The sequence below is a fragment of the Rhizobium sp. BK313 genome (assembly GCF_014193655.1).
Lineage (GTDB): Bacteria > Pseudomonadota > Alphaproteobacteria > Rhizobiales > Rhizobiaceae > Rhizobium.
The window spans coordinates 328,430-346,590 of record NZ_JACHZQ010000002.1; the positions used below are offsets into that span (position 1 = coordinate 328,430).

The window sequence follows — 18,161 nt, forward strand, 5'->3', positions numbered from 1 at the left end:
CCTTCACCTATGAACACTTATGGTTCGCCAATCCTTTTGTCCAGTTTAGTTTGGTTACGAGTGTAACGTGTTCGAGTAGTTTTGAAATTATTGCGTAACATCATTGATAGAAAAGTGATGCAATACTTTCAATGCAGCTTTCGAAATAGGTAAACGATGGAAACGTTGGCGACAAATCGGCCGAATTTACTTGATTTCGAGGAGATTTTGCGGCCTATTTCAGATAGTTCTACTGTGGGAAACAATCCGAGACTGGATGTGACACCGCAGTCGCTTTATTTTCGCTTGCGCGATGCGCGTTCTGAGGCGCGCGCCGCAGAGCGCATCATCGACAATGATCCCGGCGCCGAGGTGGGCGCGTCGCGCCATTGGATCACGGTCCGTGATCTTGCCGTCGAGGCGCTTGTCACGACGGCGAAGGATATCGAAATCGCGGCGTGGCTGACCGAAAGTCTTGTGCGCAGCGACGGGCTCGCCGGCCTCCAGGCCGGGTCGCAGGTGTTGAGCGGATTGGTGTCCCGCTACTGGGAAGACGGACTTTTTCCACTGCCGGACGAAGACGGTATCGAGGGGCGGGTCGCGCCGATTGCCGGACTGAATGGGCAGGGCGGAGAAGGGACCCTGCTGCAGCCGCTGCGCAAGTTGGTTCTATACGAACGAGCCGACGGCACGCCGGTGACCTACTGGCAGTTCGAGCAGGCGGAGGAGGCAGAGACGCTGGATGCGGCGCGCAAGGCCCAACGGATCGCGTCCGGGACGCTGGCCTTGCCCGACCTGGAAGCCGAGGCGCAGACGATCGGTCGCACCCGTCTCACGGAGATACTTCGCAGTGTCATTGCGGTGAGCAATGCCTGGCGTAGCCTGGACGAGGTGCTGGTCGCAGCCGCTCAAGAGGCGGCCCCTCCCACCAGGCGCGTCCATGAGTTTCTGGAGAAGCTTCGGCGCACCCTCGAACGCTATGCACCTATGCCTGCCGAGGCACCGCATCAGCCGGAACCGGTGCCTACGCAAGCCGCTATCGGGCATGCGCCGGTGTCAACTCCCGTGGTTGCGAACCACAGTCCGACCCGCGAAGACATGCTGCAGGAGATCTCCCGGCTCGCAGCGCAATTCAGGATCGCCGAGCCGCACTCTCCCCTCAGCTACACATTAGACGATGCCGTTCGCAGGGCGCGCCTCGGATTGCCGGAATTGCTCAAGGAAATGATGCCGGACCTACAGGCGAGGTCCGCGATCCTTTCGGGTCTCGGCATCAAGCCACCGTCGGACTGAGGCGCGCAGTAGCGCCCTTTGCCGAACCCATGATCACGCTTCGGCCGGTCTCGGCCGTCTGCACAGTTGCAATCTGCGCCGTCGTCCGGCGCCCCCTTGTCCCAGGAGAGGTCCCCAATGAACGCCAGCATCCATGAAAAGCTTAGCCGCGTGCGTCGGCCGCGAGTCCACATCACCTATGAAGTCGAGACAGAGGGAGCGCAGATCGTCCGTGAGCTGCCCTTCGTCGTCGGGGTCGTCGGTGATTTCTCCGGCGATCCGGCTCAACCCTTGCGGCCCCTTGCGGAACGCAAGTTCATCCAGATCGACCGAGACAATTTCGACGAGGTGATGCAGCGGCTAACGCCGGGACTGCATCTCAAGGTCGACAACAAGCTCAGCGAGGACGGCGGCTTCATGGCGGTGGATCTCCGCTTTAACGGCATAGAGGATTTCGAGCCGGGCCGGGTGCTGGATCAGATCCCCGCGCTGAAGTCGCTGCTTGAGACGCGCAACAGGCTGCGTGACCTGATGAGCAAGGCGGACCGCTCCGAGGAGTTGGAAATGCTGCTGGAGCAGGTCCTGAAAAACAAAGATGACCTCGAGGAGATCTCGGGTCAGCTCGGCATCAAGAAGGAAGGCTGAACCATGAACGACAAGGCTCTCCCCACAGACGCTTCAGCGCCGGCGTCAACCCGCACCGAGACGCTTGGCCTGCTCGATCAGGTCGTGTCCGCCACCAAGCAGACCGAGCCCGATCGTGCCCAGGATCTTGTCCGCACCCTCGTCGAGCAGGCCCGCACGGGCACGGTCATGTTCGATCGCAACCTGACGCGGACGATTGAAAGGGCGATCACCATCATCGACCAGAAACTATCGGACCAGCTGAACGCCGTCATCCATGATCCGAAGTTCCTGAAGCTGGAAGGTAGCTGGCGCGGCCTCCACTATCTGATCATGAACAGCGAAACCAGCGCGATGCTGAAGATCAGGCTGATGAACATCTCCAAGCGCGAGCTGCACCGCGACCTGACGCGGGCCGTCGAATTCGATCAAAGCCAGCTATTCCGAAAAATCTACGAAAACGAATTTGGCACGCCAGGCGGGGAGCCCTACGGCGCCCTGATCGGTGACTACGAGTGGACAAACCATCCTGACGACATCGAGACGCTGCGGCTCATTTCCAACGTCAGCGCCGCGGCGTTCGCACCGTTCATCTCGGCCGCCGGCGCAGGGATGATGGGTTTCGAGCAGTGGACCGAGCTGTCGCGGCCGCGCGATTTGGCCAAGATCTTCGATACGGCCGAATATCTGAAATGGCGCGGCTTCCGCGACAGCGAGGACAGCCGGTTCGTCTCGCTGGTGATGCCCCGCGTCGTGGCGCGGCTCCCTTATGGCGCCCGCACCAAGCCGATCGACGAGTTTTCGTATGAGGAAGCCCCCGTCGATGCCGCCGGCGCTCCCCTGCCGATGGGTCATGAACAGTATTGCTGGATGAATGCAGCCTTTGTCATGGGCACGCGGCTGACGGAGGCCTTCGCGCGCTACGGCTTTTGCACCGCGATCCGCGGCGCCGAAAATGGAGGGAAGGTAGACAACCTGCCGCAACACATTTTCATGTCCGATGACGGCGACATGGACGCGAAGTGCCCTACCGAGATCGGCATCACCGATCGGCGGGAATACGAATTGTCCAATCTCGGCTTCCTGCCGCTCTGCCACTACAAGAACCACGACTATGCCGTGTTCTTCGGAGCCCAGACGATACAGAAGGCGAAGGAATACGACAGGCCCGACGCGACGGCAAACGCCCGGATCTCGACACGCCTGCCCTACATCATGGCCACCGGACGCTTTGCGCATTACTTGAAGATCATGGCGCGCGACAAGATCGGCAGCTTCATGGAAGCTGAAGACTGCGAGGCTTGGCTGAATCGCTGGATCACAAACTACGTCAACACCAACGAAAATGCAGGCGCCGACAGCAAGGCCCGTTATCCGCTTCGGGAAGCGCGTGTCGAGGTGAAGGAAATCCCTGGCCGGCCGGGTGCCTACAACGCGATCGCCTATATGCGTCCCTGGCTGCAAATGGAAGAACTGACGGCCAGCATGCGCATGGTGGCTCGTATTCCCGAGCGGGTCTAATATGACGGCGGCGCTGCAACTTGAGGAAGTGGGGCGGGATGCGCCCCCCTTGCGGCTACATGTCCTCGCCGGTCGGAAAGGCGACAGGGGGAGTGAGGCGATTGCCGACCGGCTCACGCACTTCCTGCGCCAGGAGAGTGGCGCGCTTGCGGGATGGTTCGGCCTCCCGCTCGCCAGAGAACTGCAGCGCAATCCGGATCGTCTGCGTGGCTTGCTGGATCAGGATATTGCGGCGATCGATGAGCTGCTCTCGGCGCAGCTCGATGAGATCCTGCACCATCCGCGGTTTCAACGCCTGGAGGGATCTTGGCGGGGGCTGGCCTGGATGATCGACGGATTCGATCCTGGAGCGCGCCTCAAGACCAAGCTTCTGCCGGCGTCATGGCAGGACCTCGACCGCGACTTCGCCAGAATGAGCGAATTCGATCAGTCCGCTTTGTTTCGTTTGATCTATGAGAATGAGTTCGGCATGGCCGGCGGCGAGCCGTTAGGACTGCTGGTCGTTGATCACGAGCTCCGGCATGTGCCGGAGCGATCGCGGCCAGGCGCAGCCGCACCGGTGGACGACATATCGGTGCTGTCGGCCCTGGCCTCGGTCGGGGCTGCGGCCTTCGTGCCCATCGTGCTGGCGGCGTCACCGGCCTTGCTCGGTGTCGATCAGTTCGAAGATCTCGCATTGTCCAGTGATGTGGCAGCTTCATTCCGGGACGATGATCACCTGCGCTGGCGTCAGCTGGCAACGCGGGAGGATACGCGGTTTGTCTGCGTCACTCTGCCCCGCGCGCTGGCGCGGCCCCGCTGGCGGTCGGAGCCGGCGCGCGCGGACGGGTTCCGCTATGAGGAATATGCACCCCAAAGCTGCCATCGCACCTGGTCGGTCGCCTGCTATGCCTTTGCCGCGGCGGTCGGTCGCGCGCAATCACTGCATAACTGGCCAGCCGATATCCGCGGTGTCAGCGCCGACCGCATCGGCGGCGGGCTGGTGCTGGACCTGCCTGCCGAAGCCTTCGTGCTTGGGCCGGAGACGGTGTGGAACCGTCCTTCGCTTGACCTTGCACTGACCGACCGGCAGGAACGGGACTTGGTGGGAGTCGGCATGATGCCACTCAACACGCTACCCTATGGCGATGCGGCATTTGCGGCCGTGCACAGCCTGCAGACCAGGCCGACAAACCCGCCCGGGAGGGACCCGACGCCGGCGATTGCCAACAGGGGGTTGTCGGCGCAGATCAACGCGATGCTCTGCGTCTCGCGCTTCGCCCACTACATCAAGATCATGGGGCGCGAGATGACGGGCTCCTCCCTGACCGCGGCTGAGATCGAGCGCCGCCTGCAGATCTGGCTCTCGGGCTACACCAATGCCAGCCCTAATGCCGGACCCGACAGTCGGGCGCAGCATCCTTTGATATCGAGCCAGATCAGGGTGCACGAGCTCGATGGCCGGCCGGGTTCCTTTGGCTGCATTGTCCACCTGCAGCCCTATCACCAGCTCGACGACGTTTCGATGATCTTCCGACTGGTCACGGGCCTCTCTTTCGAAAAGGCAATCCGCTGACGCGATGAGCGTCAGTTGCACCACAGGCAAAACCCTACCCGTTCCAGGAGAATTCGATGCTGACCAAAGCCGGAGACTTGTTTCGCCAGGGCGATCTCGCCGGGGCCATTGAAGCCGCCAATGCCGCCGTCCGGGGCACCCCGGCGGACAGCGGGGGGCGTGTGCTGCTGGCCGAGCTGTTGCTATTTGCTGGAAACTATGAGCGTGCGGACTCCGTGCTGGACGCGGGGGCGACGATCGATCCGTCGGCAGCGTTGGTGATCAGCGAGTTCCGCCAGCTGCTGCGCGGGGAGATGGCCCGCCGCCAGGTCATGAGCGAAGGCCGCATGCCGGAGTTCCTGGGACAGCCGACCGCGACCCAGACGCATCTGCTGAAGGCGGTGCTGATGCTGCGCGCTGGAGACGCCGCTGGTGCCGCCGAAGCAGTGCGGGCCGCCGAAGAGGCGCGGCCGGTTGTTGCTGGCCGCAGGGACGGGATCGATTTCGCCGACTTCCGCGATGCCGACGATCTGTCGACCGGGAATTTCGAAGTCCTGAGTGCCACCGGCAAGTATTTCTGGATCCCGACCGAACGTGTGGAGAGCATCGAGTTCCACCCGCCGAAGCGGCCGCGGGACCTGTTCTGGCGTCGCTGCACCATGGTGGTCCGCGATGGGCCGGACGGGGATGTCTATCTGCCTGCGCTCTATCAGGCGCGCCTTCATGGCGCAGCCGCTCCCAATGACGCCCTGCGCCTCGGGCGCGAGACCGAATGGACCGAGACCGAGCCGGTCTGCGGCATAGGTCAACGCATATACTTGGCCGGGGACGAGGGGTTGCCGATGCAGGGACTGACCTCGCTGGAGTTCGCATGAGCCAGACGCCCGTCACGTCGCGCCAAAAGGTCAGGCGCCCTGCGCAGGCGCCGCTTCTGGACCGCCTGATCGATGAGGAGCCTGCGCGGGGTGGAGACCAGCCGGTGTCTGCGACCGAAACGCTGGAGCGGCTGCGGCGGTCGGTTCACCGCGACCTCGAAGGCTTGCTCAACGCCCGCCGGCCGTGGCGGTCCGTGCCCGATGGCCTCCCAGAGCTTCGTCTGTCGCCGCTCGGCTATGGCATCCCGGATTTCACCGCCGGCGCGTTCAACGACCGCCGTCAGCGCGAAGCACTCCGCAGCGAAATCGAGGAGGCCATCCTGCACTTCGAACCGCGGCTCAGCCAGATCCAGGTGCAGCTGATTGACGATGGCGATCTGCTGCGCACAACGCTGCGCCTTCGGATCGACGCGCTCCTGCGCGTCGATCCTGCGCCGGAGCCAATCATCTTCGATACGATAGTCGATGCGACGACCGCGGACGTGACCTTGCGCCCGCTGAACGAGGCTTAGCCGATGTCGGATACCTTTCTCCCATATTACAACCGCGAGCTCGCTGCACTGCGCAAGCTGGCTGGGGATTTTGCCGAAACGCATCAGAAGGTCGCGGGACGTTTGCGGCTGACCCCGGACGCCGTCGACGACCCACACGTCGAGCGGCTGCTCGAAGGCGTGGCATTCCTCGCGGCTCGGGCGCAGCAGCGACTTGACGACGAATTCCCCGAGATCACCGACGCGCTACTGGGAACATTGTTTCCGCATTATCTCGCACCCGTTCCATCCGCCGCCATTGTCCAGTTCGGCTGCCAGCCGGACCTGCGCGTGCCTGCGGTCGTGCCCGCAGGGACGACGTTGAACACGGATGCCATCCAGGGCATGCCCTGCCGCTTTCGGACCACCTACGACACGACGTTGTGGCCGGTGGAGATCGAAAGCGTGAGGCTGACGGGTTTGCCGCTGACAGCGCCAGCGCATCCTGACGTGCAGAAGGCGCGAAGCAGCCTGCGCATCGTGCTGCGGACCAGCGATCCCGAAGCGACATTTGCCGAGCTGGGGCTGGACCAGCTCCGCTGCTTCCTGCGCGGCGCGTTCGAGCAGAGCATGCCTCTTTACGAGCTGCTGGGCGGTCATGTCGTCGGCATCGCCCTGGCAGAGAACCCCAACGATCCCAGCCCAACCATGCTGCCCGCCAGCGCCATCCGACCCGTCGGTTTCGCGCCGGAAGAAGCTCTGTACCCCTGGTCGGCACGGTCCTTTTCGGGCTTCCGCCTGTTGACCGAATATTTTGCCCTGCCAGAGAAATTCCTCTTCGTCGACCTCTGCGGCCTCGACGCGCGGACCCTGATCCATGAACAGAACCGGCTCGAGATCTTCGTATATTTCGATCAGTCCGTGCCTCATCTCGAACGCAGGCTACAGTCGGACTGCCTGGCCCTCGGCTGTACTCCCATGGTCAATCTGTTTGCACAGCAATGCGAGCCGATACTGCTGACCTACCGCGAGACCGAATACCATGTTGCGCCGGACAACCGTCGTCCCAGAGCCCTCGAAATCTGGAGCATCGAGCGCGTGCGCGAACTGCGTGGCGACGGTACATCGCGTCCGTGGCACCCGTTCTACCGACATCCGGCCGAGGTGCCCGCGGAGCAGGAACCGAACGGCTTCTTCAACGTCATCCGGCGCCCGAGCTCCGGGGCAATGACTGGCACCGATGTTTTCCTTGCGCCGTTCGACCCGGGCCTCTCGATCGATCAGCCCGCCGACACGGTGTTGTCAGTCGATGCGTTGTGCACGAACCGGGATCTTCCCGGCGAACTGCCTTTCGGCGGTGGACAGCCGCGGCTGCATCTGACGGAAGGAGTAAGCGCTGTGCGAAGCGTGACTTGCTTGACGGCGCCGACTCCTTCGCTGCGGGCGCCGTTGCGTGAACACCGAAACTGGCGACTGATTTCGCATCTGTCGCTCGGCCATCTTTCGATCGTCGGCGGTCCGGCCGCAGCCGACAGTCTGCGCGAGGTGCTGAAGCTTTACGACTTGCGCGATACGGCCGAGACCCGCACCCTCATCACTGGCCTGACCGGCGTGCGTTCGACGCCCGGAACCGCGCGCGTACCGGGCTCGCGACCCGGCGGGTTCTGCCGAGGCATCGACGTCACGCTCGAATTCGACGCCCGGATCTGGGAAACCTCCGGCTTGTTTCTCCTGGCGACCGTCCTGGAGCGGTTCCTGGCTCTCCATGCAACGGTCAATTCCTTCGTGCGTACGTCCGCGGTGTTGCAGGGCCGAGCGGGTTCAGTCGCAAAATTCCCACCCCGGGCTGGGGCCCGTGTGTTGGCATGATGACCGCATCCGCCATACCAGGCCAGACAAGCGATCTGGATCTATCCCATTCCTCAGTTGAGGCGACTGTGGAAATCGCAGAGCAGGACAGAGCCGATGCGCGCGCGCGGCCGCGCAGTCGGTCCCTGTTGCAGACCCTGGTCGAAGACCCGGCCCGGTTCAATTTCGATGCCGCCGTTGCGATCCTCATGCGGGCCACAGGCCAGGCCGACCCCGGCGAGGCAGTACGCTTCCATGCGGCCGCCGGCCTCGGCTTCGTCGCCTCCGACATGATGGCGGTCGAGCAAGTGGAGAGCCGCTTCAGGGCAACGACGGGCCTGATCGGTCTGACCGGGCCGTCCGGCGTTCTGCCGCGCCCCTATACTGACACGGTCAATAGCCAGCAGAGGCAACGCACCCCCGCCCTGGCTGAATTCCTCGATGTCCTCGCCCAGCGGCCCATCGCGCAATTTGCACAGGCCGGCATCAAATATCAGCCGCATCGGGTAGCAACCGCCGCCTCTTTAGCGGACCGGTCGTCAGCTGCCACGCCCGCAGACGGGTTGCGCGACATCCAGCTTGCGCTCACCGGCTACGGAACGCCGCATCTGGCATCCCGGCTGGCAGTCGGCTCGGAACCGCTGATGTTTTATGCCGGCCTGTTTTCGGCATGGCCGCGATCGGCGGACTCTCTCGCGGCGATTGTTTCCGACTGGCTCGGGCGGACCGTGGAGGTCGAACAATTCGCGGGTGCTTGGCTTCCCCTCGGCCGGGACGAGGTCTCGGTCCTCCCGTCCGGGAATAGCCCAGGCCAATTCTGCCGCCTCGGGGTCGACGCCGCGATCGGCAGCCGTGCTTGGGACGTCCAGGCCCGGATTATCCTGCACATTGGCCCGCTGGATCTGCCCGGATTCGAGGCGATGCTGCCGGACCGCGACCTTCTGCGTCGCGTCACGTCGCTGGTCCGGGCCTATTTGGGGTTTGAAACCGATTTCGCTGTCAATCCAATTTTGGCGGCCGCCTCGGTCCCCGCCCTCGAAATCAAGACGGCAACACCACCGCGGCTCGGTTGGAACAGCTGGCTGCCGACAACCGGGCTCCGTCAGCATGACGCACCAGAGGCGCTGTTCGAGGCAGGCCTGATAGAACACTTGGGAGAAAGATCATGACTTGGAATAGCGGCTATGTCACCGACATCATCTACACCACAGGGTATTACGACCAGCAGGCACCCTCCCAGATTGCTCTGTCATGCCTGCTCGGAAACGTGGCCCCCAGCTTTGCCCGCCGGTCGGAGCAACTGACCTACCTGGAACTCGGCTGCGGCCGTGGACGTGGGGCGTTGTGCCTGGCCGCCAGCAATCCGGAATGGCGGGTCGTCGCCATCGACTTCATGCCCGCGCATATCGAGGAGGCGCGTGAATTGGCGGCCGAGGCTGGGATCGACAATATCGAATTCATCGAAGCCGATTTCGCCACTCTCGACCCGCGCGAGCTGCCAGAGGTCGATGTCGCCAGCGCTCATGGGGTGTGGAGCTGGGTGTCTGACGATGTCCGCGCCGGCATCGTGCGCATCCTCGGTAGCCGTCTGCGTCCGGGCGGCGCTTTCCATCTGAGCTACAACTCATTGCCGGGATGGCAGGGAGCCATCGGGCTCCAGCGCCTGATCCACACGGCGGGACGGCGCATTAGCGGTCGTAGTGATCGCAAGGCGGAGGCAGCCCTGGAGCTGGTGCAGGCGCTCGGTGCGGCAGATGCTTTCCATCTTGGTCAGAGCGATCTGGTTCAGATGTTGAGGAAGGATTTATCGAGCATGCCACGGGAGTATGTGGCGCACGAATACATGAACGATGACTGGCGGCCTTGCTTCCAGGCTGATGTCGCTGCGGCGCTTGCGGACGCCAAGCTCGAATACGTGGCGTCGGGGGAGATTCTCGAGAATTTTCCGCAGCTGATGCTGACCGACGAACAGCGCGCCGTCTGGGACCGGATCGACGATCCCGCTCTGCGCGAGTTGGCGAAGGATTTCTGCCTGCCCCGCGGCCTGCGCCACGACATCTATGTGCGGGGACCGCGGCGCATCAGCGATGCTGCCCGGGACGCTGCGCTCGCCGATCTGTATCTGACTTTGACGCGACGGCCCGAGGATTTCATCTACGAACTCAATCTCCCGGCCGGACACGGCGCCCTTGAGCGGAGCTTCTACGAGCCGGTGGTGGCCGCGTTGGGGCAGGGGCCGCAGCGGATCGGTGATCTGATGTCGCTCGCCGGTCGCGGCGGACGGCGTGACAACCCGGCCGAGCTTGCCGGCATGCTGGTCGGCACCTCGCAAGCCATCGTTATGGCGCGTCGGGACGCCGACACCGGCGAGGCGGCAACGCGCCTCAACAATCACATCGCAATGCGAGTGCTGCGCGGAGATCCTTCACATGGCGCCTTGGCGAGCTTGCGGCTCGGCAGCGGCCTGCGTTGCAGCGGCGATCACTACGTCACGGCTTCGATGATGCACAGGCTCGGCGCTGATTCGTCGGTGGATCGTTGGGCCGACACGATCGGACTGAAGGCCGAGGGTGCGGGGCGTGAAAAGTTCCTGAAGGCGGCGGAGGAGACACGCCTTCGGCAGCTGCGCGTGTGGAAGCATGCAGGAATCATCTGAGATGCGGGCGAAACGGAGAACGTGACTATGCAGAATTTGTCATTCCCTGGTTTCCTGGCCGCGGCGGTATGCGCCCTGGCCCTATCCCTGACCCCGCAGCCCGCTTCGGCGGATGCCGACAAAGCGGCGCTGGTGATCGGCAACGGCACCTATGCCGGCGGACACCCGCTCGCCGCCTGCGACCAATCGGCCCGTGACGTCGGTGGATGGCTGCAACGCCAAGGGTTCGAGGTGGTGCAGGTGCTCGATGCCTCGTCTGTGGACATGCGAAAAGCGATCGGTGATTTCGTGGCACAGGTGTCGGGTACGCCACAGAGAGCGACGATCATCTATGTCTGTAGCTATGCCGCCGTCGCAAACCAGCGCTTGTTCATGCTGCCGGTGGATTCGGATCCCGGCCAGCCTACGCGCCTCGAGACGCAAGGCGTCATCCTCAAGGCCTTGTTGAACACCCTTGCCGGCAGCAACGGCGTGCTCTTCGCCGACCTTGGCCTACAGCCAGACAAGAACGCCGCCGACGCAATCAATCTCATCCAAACGGGGTTACCCGCGGGCGTGCATCTTGCAGTCGTTGCTGGTAACGACGATAGCGTCGGGGCGCTGGGCCACAACCTTCCCGACCTGCTGTCCGGTTCGGGGCAGGACTGGGCCAGATTGTCAGCGGCATTTCAGGCGCAGTATGGCTTCGTACGAGGGAACGGGCTGGCCGTCTTCGCGCCGCTTTCCGGGCCGATACCGCCGACGCTCTATGCGAGCGACGGATCGGCGTCCGTGGCCCCGTCCACCGGGGAGGAGAAGTCCGCGCCGACGACCGCCGGCCAGGTCGTTCCGCTCGATGCGTCGCCTAAGATCTCCGATCCTGCGAAGAGCGGGCCAGACCGGCTCGCGATCGCGACCAAAGACGGCACGACCAAGGATGCGGTTTCCACCCCGGAGGCAGCGGCGCCTCGCGTCACGACCACTCAACGCGCAACCCGGCCGGATCGGAAGGCTAGCCGTATCCAGACCGCCCTGGCTGACGCTGGCTTTTACAAAGGACCCATCAACGGGCGCCTCGACGCGCGAACAAAGCACGCCATTCGCCTTTTTCAAAGAAGGATCGGCGATGCGCCAAGTGGCGTGCTGACACAGATCCAAATCGCAAAACTGCTGAACATCAGGCGATAAGCAGATGACTTTTCGGGCAAAATTCAATCTCGTGATGCTGGTAGCCTTCCTCGTGGGATTGGGCCTGGCCGGAGTATTCCTCAACACCGTCAGCGAGCGTGGGGCAAAGCGGGCGGTATTGGCGGAGGCCGCTGCGGTCATGGGTGCGGCAGACGCCACCATCCATTATACCGACCAGCAGGTATCGCCATTGCTGAACAGGCAGATGAAGGCTCAGTTCCTGCCGCAGAGCATTCCGTTCTACGCCGCGCAGCAGACCTTCCAGCTCATGGCAAGCGCCTTCCCGGACTATGCCTTTCGCCAGCCAACGACCAATCCCACCAACCCGGCCGACCGGCCCGTGCCGTGGGAGGCCGATATCATCAAGAAGCTGGTCGAGCAGCCAAACTTGGACCAGCTGGTGGTGGAACGAACGACGAGCACCGGCAAGGTCCTGTCCTATGCGCGCCCGGTTCGGGTCAATAGCGACACCTGCCTCGCCTGTCACTCGACCCCCGAAGCCGCGCCTGCCTCCATGGTCGATATCTACGGCCGGGAAAACGGATTCGGCTGGAAGGTGGGCGACACCGTCGGGGCACAGATTGTCTCGATTCCCGAACGCGTTCCCTTGGCGAGTGCACGGTCGAACCTCTATCTCCTCATGGGTGGGCTGACGATCATTTTCGTCTTGATGCTTTTCCTGCTCAACCTGTTATTGCACTTTTTCATCGTCGTGCCGGTGCGCCGGATCTCCAAGCTGGCGGATGAGGTCAGCCTGGGCAATATGGAGGTTCCCGAATTTCAGCTTTCGTCCCGGGACGAGATCGGGTCGCTGGCGGTGTCCTTCAACCGCATGCGCCGCAGCCTGGTCGCAGCGATGGGGATGCTGAATGAGCGATGAGCCCGTCTCTCAATCCCTGCCTGCCTTCGTCGGACGATTCCGCATTGACGCCGTGCTCGGCCGCGGGGCGATGGGTGTTGTCTACAAGGCCTACGATCCGCAGATCGAGCGGCCGGTTGCGATCAAGCTGGTGCGGGCCGATCTTCTCGAAAGCGAGGATCGGGATGAATATCTGCGGCGCTTCAACAACGAAGCCAGGATCGCCGGCCGCTGCCTGCATGCAAACATCGTCGCAATTTATGATTTCGCCTTGCACGAAGGCAATCCGTTCCTCGTCCTTGAGTATGTCGAAGGGGTCAGTCTCAGCCAGGCGTTCAAGCGCGGCACGCAGGCGAGCGTTTCGGAGGTAACTCATATTGCCTTGCAGGTGCTTGATGCCCTCAGCTACGCGCACGCCTTCGGCATCATCCATCGAGACATCAAGCCCGCGAATATCCTGCTGACGGCCAACGGCCGGCTGAAAGTCACCGATTTCGGCATTTCGCGGCTCACAAGCACTGGGTTTACTCAGGGCGCGATGATGGTTGGGACGCCAAGCTATATGTCGCCCGAACAATGTTTCGGCGGGCCTGTCGATCAGCGCTGCGACCTCTTTTCGCTGGGGTGCGTCATCTACGAGCTATTGGCTGGCGAGCGCGCGTTCAGCAGCCTCAACCATGCGGACGTAATCTACAAGCTCGTCAACCTCCCACATCCGTCGTTGCGGGATAAGCGGCCGGACGTGCCGCGAGAAATCGCTGGTATTGTGGACCGGGCGCTGGCGAAGCGAGCCGATGACCGCTTTGCCAGCGCCGAAGACATGGCCACCGCGTTTCGGGGCCTGTCCGAGACCAAGACCGAGACCGATCCGGTCAACCGCCTGACGAGAGAGGCGGAAGAACACGAGACGATCGTCGTGTCGTCCTCCAGGGGGCAAATATCGCCCCCTCCCGACACTTCGCTGCGGTCGCTCGGTGATTTCGAGGGCCTCGACGAATCCTCTGTTGCCACGATCGAGCGGAGCCTTGCTCGCCACATCGGTCCAATGGCGCGGTTCCATCTGCGCCGCGCCATGCTGGATGCCCATTCTCCCGATGAGCTCTGCCGGCTCCTGGGCCAGTTGGTTCCGCAGGAGGATCTGCGGGACCAGTTTGTCGATGACGCGATCAAGATCATCACCGCACGCCAGGATCAAAGCATAGGCGCCGCAAAGGCGGCGGAGCAAGGATCAGGTGCTTCGATCTCGCGGCCGATTCCGGGTCAGCCGCGCCCCGCGGCGGAGGCGATCGAAAGCATTACGCGCGCCCTGACGCATACGATGGGTCCTATGGCGCGCCATCTGGTGAGGCGCGCGTTGGAGCGCTCTACAACGCTGGATGAACTGCAAGCGCTTTGTTTGGAGGTGATCGACAACGTCGATGAACGCCGACGGTTTCAAAACCTGCTTGCGGATCGAGGTTATCCCGGGTCGCTGCCGGTGTCGGTCCGAGATCTGTCCGGTGACCAGATGTGAGCCTTTACGGCGGAGGCCAAAGTTGCGGGCTTCATTCGGAAGTTCCTCGCTCAACCGGACAGACCGGGATTTTGACGCCTCTGTTGCTTCTGTAACATTTCTCCAGCCGCTTGAAATCTGCTCGTAGCGGGGCGGCCGTTATTTGCTGGGCATGAGAGACGGAAGCGGGCCTTATGGCACGGCCGGCCAGCTTTCCGCCTGTATGGAATTGCGAGGACCATCCAATGTCATCTGGTGCGCAGAATGAACCGATGCTACTGCTGACGTCGCCGCTCGGCGACGATACATTGCCGGTCCAGGTCGGGACGTTGCACGCTGTCGAGCTCCATGCGGTCGAGGAGGTCAGCAGCCCCTTCGAAGCGACGCTGACGGTCGTCTCCAGCGAGCGCAGCATCGATCCGCAGGAGTTGCTCTATCAATCGGTTGGGCTGACAATCCGCAGGCCCCCCCGCGAGGATCGGTATATCAACGGCGTGGTCCGGAGGATGGAAGCCATTGGGCAGGCGCGGCGGGATCGATGGATGTATCGGCTCCAGGTCGTTCCCCGGCTCTGGTTCCTCGGCCAGGCAGAAGACGGCCGCATCTTCCAAAACATGAATGCGCAGGAAATCCTCCAGAAGATCTTCAATGAACATGGCGTCCGGCCCGTCGATTTCCGGATCTACCGCAACAGCCCTGTCCGCGAATACACGACACAGTACAACGAGACCGATTTGGCCTTTGTCCAGCGGCTGATGCAGGAGAGTGGCTGGTTCTACTTCTTCGAGCACACCAAGACGGCGCACACGCTTGTCGTCACCGACGGTAATGAGGCGTTCAAACCCGTTTCGGCACCGCCTCATTGGGTGATCCACGAAGGCAATAATGTCGACGTGTTCGACCAGTGGGACGAGAGCCACGCGACAGCCCATGGCGAGGTCTGGTTGCAGGACTACGATCCAACCAAACCGACCACACCCGTGGAGGGCAAGGAGGACACGACCTTGACGACCGCCGGCGCTTCTCAGCGGGACGTCTACAATTGGCCGGCGCTCACGATGGACAAACAGATTGCGGCCGACCGGGCAAAGTTTCGCATTCAGCATGCCGAGGTGGTCTCGGCGCTGTGTCAGGGCCATGGCTATGACCATGAATTCGCGCCGGGGCGCCGTTTCACCCTGGCGCGGAATCCTTTCACCGGCGCGGAAGGAATTGAATATGCCGTGCGATCGGTCAGTCACGACGCCGCTGACGACACCTGGATCGCTGGCGCCAGCAAGGGGCACTACGAAAACAGTTTCAGCTGCTTCCTGCAGAAGACTCCGTGGCGCGACGACGCCCGCAACACCCGCCCGGTCATGGCCGGCATCTTCCCAGCGATCGTCCTGGGCGACGGTGGCGAAGAGATCCATGCCGACGCGCTCGGGCGAATCAAGGTCCGCCTGATGTTCGACCACCGTAAGGAGACGGTGGCTGGTATGGCGATCTGGGTGAGGGTGATCCAGCCCTGGGCAGGCAACAGTTGGGGCTGGCAGCACCTGCCCCGCGTCGGTACCGAGGTCGCGGTTGCTTTCATGAGCGGCGATCCTGACAATCCGGTCGTGGTCGGCGGGGTCTACAACGAGGTCATGCAGCCGGTATTCCCGGTTCCCTCCGAACAGACCAAAAGCGGCATTCGCAGCCGTTCGACCCTGCGTGGCGGCACGCAGGACTATTCCGAATTCTCGATTGACGACAAGAAAGGGCAGGAACTTGTGCTGCTCCACGCCCAGAAGGACCACAAGATCGAGGTCGAACACGATCAGGATGCGACGATTGGGAACGACCGCAAGGTGGTCACCCATCGCAACGATAGTCTGGAGAGCGAGACGGGCGAGATCACAATCACCGCAGCTACGTCGATTACGCTTCGGGTCGGTGCGAGCATGATCAAGTTGACGCCGGCTTCGATCGCCATCACTGCTCCGGCGTTGACGTTCACCAGCGAGGCGGCCATGGAATTTGCTGCCGGTGCGGCCGTGAATTTCACGGTCGGTGCGGCATTCGTGGTTGAGGCGACAGCAAACGTCACACTCCTGACCCCGACGTTTTTTGCGCTACCGCCCATTCCACCAGTTGCTTGACGTGAACTTGCCGCACCGGTCTCGTCTTTAGGGGTCGCCCTCCGGCAACCCCAATTCGCGAGTAGCGCGGTTCACTGTGACGTGTCGACGAGAAACGGATATCTGGCAAGCTCGATTGGGTGAAGCGATCGAGCCTGCGAGGCACTTGGTCGTGTGCGGGACGGGCAGCAGGTTTGCGGTTGTTTAGGAAAATCTGCCCCCGCAGACTTCACCAAGGTCGAAAAGGGGCGCCCAAGTTGAGTGGAGCCAACTGAGGTGGAGCGCTATTAGTATGTGGGGCCGGCCAAAGCTCATGCCAAGTCCACGGTCCGCGTGTCACTTCGTCCGCCAAGGCGAGCCTTATAGCATCCAAATCATGATTTTGATTTCCTTGGATGCGTTCCAGGGCCACCACCCTCCCGACATGGGTCTTTCCCCACTCCGCCACAAAGTCGCCCCTGATATTGAAGCAGAGCCCGACGGCATCATCAGCTTTCACTGCGTGGCGGGAACGCGCCATCTGGCGAGGCTTGAGAAAGTTGTATGTCGAAGCTCTCAGGTGCCTTGCCATACCTGGGCCATTGAAGGAGATGAACGGGTGGTTTGACCAGGCACCGATCACCTGTGCTAATCCGCCCCCAAGCGAATGGCCGACAATCGAGATCGGCTTGTTGAGCCGTTCGGCCCAGCGTACCAAGGCCTGCCCTGAGCCTGCCATGTTGGGAATGACATAAATGCCAATTCTGGCATTGGCGGTGTTCTGCGATATCGGCGCAGTGAGCGGTCCGCCCATCGTCCCCGAAAAGGCGACGATGACTTCTTTATTGTCCTCGAAAATACCCCCCTGGAATCCGTTTCCATACCAAGTCGCGGTTTCCCATTTCTGAATTTTCCACCTCGCGGTGCTCCATGTTGCGACGTCGCGGCTGTAAACGGCATCGGCGATGTTGAGGTAGTCGGAAATGCTCGCCATATGTGTCCTGCATCTAGATGACTCGGGAACGACTTGCTTGATGGGCAGGTGTTTCCTGTTGATGTCAGAGGCTGATGGGTATGTTGCAGTCGTAACAGTTGACTTGACGGGCGCGGCCGCCCTGGCAAGCAAGAATTGCATTTTCGACCTACAGCTCATGGCGGCGGCCGTCGTGTTTCAATTGCATTCGAAATTCTCCAGGTCCGTAATCGATGCGCAACGTGGCGCCTCCATAACGGAATGGTCTTATTTCGGTGAAGGGAGCTGCCACCTTGACTCTGCCAAAATTCGCGGCCCTCGTGGCTTTAGTCCTGTTACCTCTGCCAGCGCCGTCGTTGGCGGGCGCCCGACTGCCCGATGCGATTGCGGTCACAGGCGACACGCTTGTCGTGACGCTCCATGCCGTGGGCGCTCAGATCTACGACTGCAAGGCTGACCCGGACGGAAAGCTCGCGTGGCAATTCCGCGAACCCATTGCGACATTGCTTATGAACGGCAAGACGGTCGGTCGGCACTATGCCGGCCCCAGTTGGGAATTGGATGACGGCAGCAGGATTGTCGGCAGGTTGGCCGCAAGTGCGCCGGGCACGACATCCGGGGACATTCCATGGCTCAAGCTCGAGGCGACGTCGCAACCAGAGACTGGCCGTCTTGCCGGTACGACGGTCATCCAAAGAATCAATTCGAAAGGCGGCGCCGCCGAAGGGCCCTGTGCGTGGAACGGGGCGCTCTTGAGCGTGCCCTACTCGGCCGACTACGTGTTTCTCAAAAATCACGATTGACCCTACC

General features: G+C 62.3%; 15 protein-coding genes. 14 read left to right on the plus strand and 1 reads right to left on the minus strand.

What is annotated here, in order from left to right:
* Positions 1-156 precede the first annotated feature (156 nt).
* The 13 genes from tssA to FHT86_RS13930 all read left to right on the plus strand — a co-directional run bounded on the left by tssA (position 157) and on the right by FHT86_RS13930 (position 16,420).
* Entirely contained in the window at positions 157-1,272 is a 1,116-nt protein-coding gene (tssA, locus tag FHT86_RS13870) for a type VI secretion system protein TssA (protein ID WP_133707383.1), read from the plus strand.
* Between the two features lie 117 nt (positions 1,273-1,389).
* Complete coding sequence (gene tssB, locus FHT86_RS13875; protein ID WP_133707384.1) at positions 1,390-1,896, plus strand: type VI secretion system contractile sheath small subunit; 507 nt, start codon at positions 1,390-1,392, stop codon at positions 1,894-1,896.
* 3 nt (positions 1,897-1,899) lie between these two features.
* Entirely contained in the window at positions 1,900-3,396 is a 1,497-nt protein-coding gene (gene tssC / locus FHT86_RS13880; protein WP_133707385.1) for a type VI secretion system contractile sheath large subunit, read from the plus strand.
* 1 nt (position 3,397) lies between these two features.
* Entirely contained in the window at positions 3,398-4,951 is a 1,554-nt protein-coding gene (gene tssC, locus FHT86_RS13885) for a type VI secretion system contractile sheath large subunit (RefSeq protein WP_133707386.1), read from the plus strand.
* Positions 4,952-5,007: 56 nt separating this feature from the next.
* Positions 5,008-5,805, plus strand: a complete 798-nt coding sequence (locus tag FHT86_RS13890; protein ID WP_133707387.1) for a type VI secretion system accessory protein TagJ — start codon at positions 5,008-5,010, stop codon at positions 5,803-5,805.
* Positions 5,802-6,317 carry a type VI secretion system baseplate subunit TssE gene (gene tssE, locus FHT86_RS13895; protein WP_133707388.1) on the plus strand — a complete coding sequence of 172 codons (516 nt, stop codon included), beginning with the start codon at positions 5,802-5,804 and terminating at the stop codon, positions 6,315-6,317. Before FHT86_RS13890 ends, tssE begins: the two co-directional genes overlap by 4 nt.
* A 3-nt stretch (positions 6,318-6,320) precedes the next feature.
* Positions 6,321-8,144: a type VI secretion system baseplate subunit TssF gene (tssF, locus tag FHT86_RS13900; RefSeq protein ID WP_133707389.1), complete on the plus strand. Its 1,824-nt coding sequence runs from the start codon at positions 6,321-6,323 to the stop codon at positions 8,142-8,144.
* 68 nt (positions 8,145-8,212) lie between these two features.
* The gene (tssG, locus tag FHT86_RS13905; RefSeq protein ID WP_166656819.1) at positions 8,213-9,292 is read left to right on the plus strand and encodes a type VI secretion system baseplate subunit TssG; all 1,080 of its coding nucleotides are present in this window, start codon (positions 8,213-8,215) and stop codon (positions 9,290-9,292) included.
* Entirely contained in the window at positions 9,289-10,779 is a 1,491-nt protein-coding gene (locus tag FHT86_RS13910; protein WP_133707391.1) for a class I SAM-dependent methyltransferase, read from the plus strand. The genes tssG and FHT86_RS13910 overlap by 4 nt, the downstream gene beginning before the upstream one ends.
* Before the next feature lie 27 nt (positions 10,780-10,806).
* Complete coding sequence (locus tag FHT86_RS13915; protein ID WP_133707392.1) at positions 10,807-11,946, plus strand: caspase family protein; 1,140 nt, start codon at positions 10,807-10,809, stop codon at positions 11,944-11,946.
* A gap of 4 nt (positions 11,947-11,950) precedes the next feature.
* Positions 11,951-12,826 (plus strand): DUF3365 domain-containing protein, encoded by an 876-nt coding sequence (locus FHT86_RS13920; protein ID WP_133707393.1) that lies wholly within the window; start codon positions 11,951-11,953, stop codon positions 12,824-12,826.
* Positions 12,816-14,318, plus strand: a complete 1,503-nt coding sequence (locus FHT86_RS13925) for a serine/threonine-protein kinase (RefSeq protein ID WP_133707394.1) — start codon at positions 12,816-12,818, stop codon at positions 14,316-14,318. Before FHT86_RS13920 ends, FHT86_RS13925 begins: the two co-directional genes overlap by 11 nt.
* A gap of 224 nt (positions 14,319-14,542) precedes the next feature.
* Positions 14,543-16,420: a type VI secretion system Vgr family protein gene (locus tag FHT86_RS13930; protein ID WP_166656820.1), complete on the plus strand. Its 1,878-nt coding sequence runs from the start codon at positions 14,543-14,545 to the stop codon at positions 16,418-16,420.
* 208 nt (positions 16,421-16,628) lie between these two features.
* Here FHT86_RS13930 and FHT86_RS13935 read toward each other — a convergent pair whose 3' ends face one another.
* Positions 16,629-17,372 carry a hypothetical protein gene (locus tag FHT86_RS13935; protein ID WP_133707396.1) on the minus strand — a complete coding sequence of 248 codons (744 nt, stop codon included), beginning with the start codon at positions 17,370-17,372 and terminating at the stop codon, positions 16,629-16,631.
* A 272-nt stretch (positions 17,373-17,644) separates the two neighbouring features.
* Between FHT86_RS13935 and FHT86_RS13940 the strand changes: the two genes are divergently transcribed.
* On the plus strand, positions 17,645-18,154 hold the full coding sequence (locus FHT86_RS13940; RefSeq protein ID WP_133707397.1) for a DUF3455 domain-containing protein: 510 nt from the start codon (positions 17,645-17,647) through the stop codon (positions 18,152-18,154).
* Positions 18,155-18,161 lie beyond the last annotated feature (7 nt).